Annotated in this window: 5 protein-coding genes; 1 reads left to right on the forward strand and 4 read right to left on the reverse strand. The window is 64.6% G+C overall.

Annotation, left to right across the window (positions count from 1 at the left end):
* Positions 1-6: 6 nt before the first annotated feature.
* The gene (locus K8R92_06135) at positions 7-1,020 is read right to left on the reverse strand and encodes a hypothetical protein (protein ID MCE9619469.1); all 1,014 of its coding nucleotides are present in this window, start codon (positions 1,018-1,020) and stop codon (positions 7-9) included.
* Between the two features lie 108 nt (positions 1,021-1,128).
* On the opposite strand from K8R92_06135, the gene murA reads away from it, so the two are divergent.
* The gene (gene murA / locus K8R92_06140; protein ID MCE9619470.1) at positions 1,129-2,454 is read left to right on the forward strand and encodes a UDP-N-acetylglucosamine 1-carboxyvinyltransferase; all 1,326 of its coding nucleotides are present in this window, start codon (positions 1,129-1,131) and stop codon (positions 2,452-2,454) included.
* Positions 2,455-2,514: 60 nt separating this feature from the next.
* On the opposite strand, the gene K8R92_06145 is transcribed toward murA, so the two are convergent.
* The 3 genes from K8R92_06145 to rho form a co-directional block, all read right to left on the reverse strand.
* Positions 2,515-3,837, reverse strand: a complete 1,323-nt coding sequence (locus K8R92_06145; protein MCE9619471.1) for a hypothetical protein — start codon at positions 3,835-3,837, stop codon at positions 2,515-2,517.
* A 3-nt stretch (positions 3,838-3,840) separates the two neighbouring features.
* Positions 3,841-5,124 (reverse strand): hypothetical protein, encoded by a 1,284-nt coding sequence (locus tag K8R92_06150; GenBank protein ID MCE9619472.1) that lies wholly within the window; start codon positions 5,122-5,124, stop codon positions 3,841-3,843.
* Between the two features lie 41 nt (positions 5,125-5,165).
* The coding region (rho, locus tag K8R92_06155; GenBank protein MCE9619473.1) for a transcription termination factor Rho at positions 5,166-6,223 on the reverse strand (1,058 nt) is incomplete at its 5' end.

Consider the following 6,223-nt stretch of genomic DNA (forward strand, 5'->3'; position numbering starts at 1 on the left):
CCGCCGCTAATAGACCTCGATCATGCAGCGGTGCGTGTGGCGCACCCGCCTTTTGATCTGATCATCGCTCCACTGTTCAGGGGGGATGGCGCGGATGCTCTCGTCGATGGTCAGGTAATGCGCGGCGAGACCCTTGGAGGCCAGCATCCTGAAGAGCCCGATCTGCATGCCGGCGAGTCCGCATATGTAGATCAAGGTTCTGGGGCTTCGCAGCATGTCCTGGAAGGCGTCGAGGCGCCGCTCAAGATGTTGGTGGACATACTCGCCCTTGCCGCCGTCGGCGCGGCGCTCGCGGCTGATGACCGGGTGGTAGTGGAAATTGGTGTGCGACTTGGCCAGGGCCTGGATCTCCGAGTCGTAGATCAGGTCGGTGGTGTAGGGCGATCCCATCAGCAGTTCGATGCGGCTGGAGGAGCGCGACCACGATTTCGCCCAGGGACTTTCCGCGGGCGGACCCTCAAGCAACTCCTTCAGCATGCCGCGGAAGGGGGCGATGCCGGTGCCGGTGGCCAGGAAGAGGTAGTCGTGCTTGGAGGGGTCGGTGGGAAGCAGGAAGCGCTTGCCAGCCGGGCCCGTCACCAGGACCGGATCGCCGGCCTTCAGATCGCAGAGATAGTTGCTGCAGACGCCAAGAAAGAGGTAGGGGTGCTCCTGGGTTTCGCCCGGCTCGGTCCGGGCCGACTCAGCGATCAGCCGCTTGGGAGTGGTGGAAAAGACCCGTCCGAAGCCATCTTCACCCCAGGTCGGACTGGCGATGGAATAGAGCCGGACCTTGTGCGGCCGCCCTTGGGCGTCGTTGCCGGGGGGCACAACGCCGAAGCTTTGTCCGGCATGGAAGGCGCCCGCCATTGGCGTGCCGTCGAGATCGATGGAGACGTGGCGGACGTAGCTGGAGGAGCGGCCCCGGATGCACACTTCGTTGCCGGTGACGCGGGCCGTGGCCGGGGCGTTGGGCGGAACCAGGTGCATCTTGACCTCGGGAAGGGTGGGCTCGCCGACGATTTCAAGTGTGGTGCTCACGACGCTATCGTAGACATCTCTCCTGGAAATTGTTGCTTGGCCGCCCGCTTGGTCGATTGAGAGTCGTTCCGAATTCCCGGTCGACGCATTTTACGAAGGGTTGAAACCATGGATTATTTTCGCATTCAGGGTGGCCGCCGGCTCTCGGGCCGCGTGACGGTCGAGGGCTCGAAAAACGCGGCCCTTCCGCTGATGGCGGCGTCGCTGCTGACCGACGGCAAGCTCACGCTCAAGAACATCAAGCCCCTGGCGGACATCGAGAACATGAACTTCCTGCTCCGCGAGCTCGGCGTCGACGCCCAGCGCACCGGTGACGCGCTGTCGCTGACCAGCATGGACCAGAACTGCGTTCACGCCCGCTACGACATCGTGCGAACCATGCGTGCCAGCATCTGCGTGCTCGGCCCGATGGTGGCGCGGCGCCGCAAGGCCGTGGTGAGCATGCCCGGCGGCTGCAGCTTCGGGCATCGGCCGGTCGACCTGCATCTGAAGGGGCTGGAGGCGCTGGGGGCCAAGATCGAGCTGCGCAACGGGGACATCGTCGCCACCGCGGACCGACTCAAGGGCAACACCGTTTTCCTGGGCGGACCCAACGGCAGCACCGTGCTGGGAACGTCCAACATCATGAGCGCCGCCACGCTGGCCAAGGGCCGAACGATCATCGAATGCGCCGCCTGCGAGCCCGAAGTGGTCGAGGTGGCGGAGATGCTCAATCAAATGGGGGCGAAAATCCAGGGGGCGGGAAGCCCGCGCCTGATCATTGATGGCGTGGAGGAGCTGACCGGGACCGAGCACACCGTCATGCCCGACCGCATCGTGGCCGGCACCTACGCCGTGGCGGCGGCGATGACCAACGGCGACATCATCCTGGATGACTTCCCCTTCGACGCGCTGCTGGCCACGCTGGACGTTTTCCGCGAGATCGGCGTGCACGTCGAGCGGCTCGACGACAAGAATCCCAAGCGCTGCTCGGTGCGCGTCACCAGCGAGCGCAATCTTCGCCCGGCAACCATCACCACCCAGCCGCACCCCGGTTTCCCCACCGACCTGCAGGCCCAGCTCATGGCCCTGCTCTGCCTGGCCCAGGGCAACAGCGTGATCACCGAGAAGATCTATCTGGAGCGATTCCTGCATGTGGCCGAACTTTCGCGCATGGGCGCGCATCTGAACCGGCAGGGGCCGACGGTCATCATCACCGGTGGATCGAAGCTGGTCGGTGCCCCCGTGATGGCCAGCGACCTGCGCGCCAGCGCCAGCCTGGTGCTCGCCGGGCTCGCGGCCGAGGGCGAAACCAACGTGACGCGCGTCTATCACCTGGACCGCGGCTATTACCAGATGGAGAAGGTTCTGAATTCGCTGGGGGCGCGCATCGAGCGCCTCCGCGAGGAGAAGGGATCGCCGGCCAGCGCCGAGGCGGCGGCCGCTTCGGTCTGAAGCGACGGCGCTTCGGGTCCGATGAATCCCACCGGCCGCCCCAGGTCGAAGGAGTGCGTTTTAATTCTGCTTCAGCAGCGACTCGTGGAAGGAGTCGAGGGACTTCTTCAGCGCCTCGAGCGAGGCCCCGGCGCGGTGGCGGATCTCGACCGCAGTCTCGGGTGAGGCCTTCTCCATGAGCTTGGCCAGGGCCTCAAGATCGTCCACAGACCATTGCACTTCTTCCGCGCGCAGCGCCAGCATCCGGATCACCATCAGGCGCTCCTGCTCGTTGATCTCGCCCGCGTTGGGCTTCTCCAGGATCGCCCGCATCACGGATTCCAGGACGGCATGGAAGAGACGGTCGATTTGACCGGCCCCAAGGGAGAATTCCGAGAGCATCTGGTACCAGAGCTTGCCGGTTTCAGAGCCCGTGGCGGAGAGTGACTCCAGGATGGTCTTGATCCGGGCGAATTCAAGCTGGTACTCGTCGTAGGCCTTGACCATCTTTTCGCCAAGCTTGCTCTTGAGATCGTCGGCGATGGCGCCGTAGTCGGCGCGGATCGCCTGTGCGTCCTGCCTCACGCTGTCGAAGTCGCCGCGGACCTGCTGCGACACCTTCGACACCATTCGGGACATGCTCTGCGGATCCTGGGATTCCTCGTCGCCGATCCCGAGCTGGCGGGTCAGGTCGCCGGCGCTGGACTTCAGGGCCGTGATGCGTGGGCTCCACTCGTCGAAGTCGCCGCGGATCTTGGAGCGGGCGGAGTTGAACGAGGCCACGATGGGATCGAACCTCGCGGAGAAGTCCTGGCGTGCCACCTTCATGAGCCAATCCTTGAAGGGATCGAAATCCTCCAGCATCTGCTTCAGCTGCGCCGCGACCGGCCCGCCCAGTATGGAGTTGAGGCCGGAGCTCGGATTGCTGGCGCGGATGGTGGAGTTTGCGGGCAGCGGCTGTCGCGCGACCGAGAGCCGGGGATTGAAGCCGGTCTCGGAGATGTGGATCGAGACATTTCCGCCCAGCACAGTGGCGCTGCGGTAGATCCGCACGCCGCTCCAAAGCCGGATGGAGGAGTCGATTTCAAATTGCACCAGGGTTCCGGTCGCGGTTCCGGAGACGGCATCGTCCGATTCGCCTTCGGGGGCGACGGCATCGCCGGGGATCGCGCCGGCGGCGACGTCGAGCACTTCGCCGTATTTGATTCCGCCGACCAGGATCGGCGTTCCGGGGGCGATGTCCGTCGCGTCCTGCAGCATCGAGAATGCCACGCGGTAGGGCGTGCGGCTCTTCCAATTCACTTCGTTCATGACAATGATGGCGCTGACGACGATGAGAATGACCAGGAGCGCAAAGAACCCGGCGCGACGCTCTTTCGGAGGGTCGGGGTCAAAGGAGCTCATGAGTCACTTGCCTTCGCCGCCCTGGGCTTTCGGCGCCGCCAGCACGTCGAAGAGCTGGCGCTGCGCCGCGTCGTACTTCTCGAGCGATTCCAGCACCTGCTCGCGGACCTCCTTGCGGAAGGCCTCGTCGCTGTTGAACTTGCTCGCGTCCTGGGCCAGCACCGCTTGCAGCGAGGCGCTGGCGGTTTTCAAATCGGCCGTCGCCAGGGCGAAGGCGCGGGTGGCGTTGTAGAGATTCTCATGCGCCATTTCGCCGGGCTTGGGCTGGTAGAGCAGTTTCCACGGGCTGCGGCGCACCTCGATCGCGGCCAGCTTGAACTGCCCGGCGACCTCCCGCGCGTCCAGCATGAAATCCCTCAGGTCGGTGAGCCGCTGCGGAAGCTGCTGCTCGATCTGGTCCAAAGTGCCGGCGAGCGTGCCTGCCGCGTCCGCCCCCTGGTCAAGCAGTTTCTGCAGGGCGGGCAGGCTCTTGGCGCGGACTTCGGCGGCAATCTGCCGGGCGTCCTTCATGGTTGCCGCCGCGTCGCCCATGGTGGCCACGGTGCTGTCGACCACCTGGTTGATCTTGCCCTTGTTGTCCTTCAGGATTTGATCGGCGTTGCCGGTGAAACTCTGCGCGTTCTGCAACGTCTCGCCGATGGGCTTGCGCCAGGTCTCGTAGTCCTGGTTGAAGTTGGCGGTGGTGGTGGCCAGGTTCTGCAGCGTGGGCACGACGCGGGTCCGGTACTCCTCCGGAATCGTCTTGAGCCAGTTCGCGGTGACGGCCAGCCCCTTGATGATCTCGTTGGTGCGGACCGCGTTGGCGGGACCGACCAGCGTGGTCAGCATGCCGCTGCCGTGGGTGGCCATCAGCATCTCGCCATCCTTGAGGATCGGCGAGGGCGACTGCCCCAGCGTGTTGAAGTTGATGATCGCCGTGCTGCCCACCAGGCTGCCCACGCGGATCGCCTCGGCGTTGGTGCCCTCGGGTGCGGTGGCGGACCAGTGGACGGGAATCTCCGCGGCGAGCTCGATGACCACGTCGATGGAGGTCAGGTTGCCGTTCTTGGTGTCGATGACCGGCGTGATCGAGAGCACGCGGCCCACCGTGAGCCCGCCGACCTTCACCTCGCTGCCGCGGCTCAGTCCGCTCACGCCCTCGGCGGTGTCGAAGCGGAGCACGAGCGACTGCGTCTTGTGGAGAAAGTCGACCTTCAGAAGCACGAATCCCACAGCCAGCGCGACCGCGGCGACGGTCAGGACAAAGATGCCCGCGCGGAGGTTGTTCGAAAAGTTCGTGTCGCTCATAGGTGAGCGGATGGTAACCAATCCCCGGCGGCGGCTCCCGGCTATGTGCCGACGGCCTGGGGTCCGCCGACCATGACTTCATTGGAGCTGTAGCGCTGCAGTGCCGAGAGCAGTTGCTCCACCTGGACGTGAGGCGGCAGACTCAGCAGCCGGCGCCGAAGCGCGGTCACCGTCTTGAGTTCGCGCTCGGAGAGCAGCAGGTGCTCCTTGCGGGTGCCGCTGGCGGCGAGGTTGATGGCGGGGAAGACCCGCTTCTCGGAGATGGACCGGTCCAGGATGAGCTCCATGTTGCCGGTGCCCTTGAACTCCTGAAAAATCAACTCGTCCATCCGGCTGCCGGTTTCAACCAGCGCAGTCGCCAGGATCGTGAGCGAACCGCCCTCTTCAATCTTGCGCGCCGCCGCGAACATCTTGCGGGGAATTTCCAACGCCCGGGCGTCAACACCGCCCGTCATTGTCCTGCCGCTTCCGCCGTGCACGCTGTTATAGGCGCGCGCGACACGCGTGATGGAATCGAGCAGGACGAATACGTCCTTCCCGCTTTCGACCATGCGACGGCAACGTTCAATCATGAACCGCGAGAGCCGCACGTGCGTTTCCAAGTCTTGATCGTTGGAGGAAGCGACGACCTCCGCTTTCACGGATCGTTGGAAGTCGGTCACTTCCTCGGGGCGCTCGTCGATGAGCAGCACCATCACGAAAACCTCGGGATGATTGGCCGTCACGGAGTTGGCGATCTGCTTCAAAATCGTCGTCTTGCCCGTCCGGGGAGGCGCGACGATCAGGCCGCGCGTGCCTTTGCCGATGGGCGTCACCAGATCGATGATGCGCGTCTCGATCGAGTCCGGCATCGTCTCCAGGCGAAACTTCTCGAACGGATCGATCGTCGTCAGGTTCTCGAAACGCATCGACTTCGTGTAATCGCCGAAGGCCATGCCATTGACCTCCAACACCTCGCGCAGCTGGGGACTCGAACCGCGATGCGGCGCCTGCAGGGAACCCTTGACGTGGCAGCCCTCACGCAAAAAACAACGCTTGATCGTGTCGGGAGTAACGAAAATGTCCGCGGGCTTGGGATGGTAATGCTGCTCCGGAGTGC

Source organism: Planctomycetota bacterium, assembly GCA_021414025.1.
GTDB lineage: Bacteria > Planctomycetota > Phycisphaerae > Phycisphaerales > SM1A02 > SYAC01.

Excerpts from the sequence above, each read along its gene's own strand:
- K8R92_06150 (MCE9619472.1), bottom strand. The coding sequence starts at position 5,124 with ATGAGCGACACGAACTTTTCGAACAACCTCCGCGCGGGCATCTTTGTC.
- K8R92_06145 (MCE9619471.1), bottom strand. The coding sequence starts at position 3,837 with ATGAGCTCCTTTGACCCCGACCCTCCGAAAGAGCGTCGCGCCGGGTTC.
- murA (MCE9619470.1), top strand. The coding sequence starts at position 1,129 with ATGGATTATTTTCGCATTCAGGGTGGCCGCCGGCTCTCGGGCCGCGTG.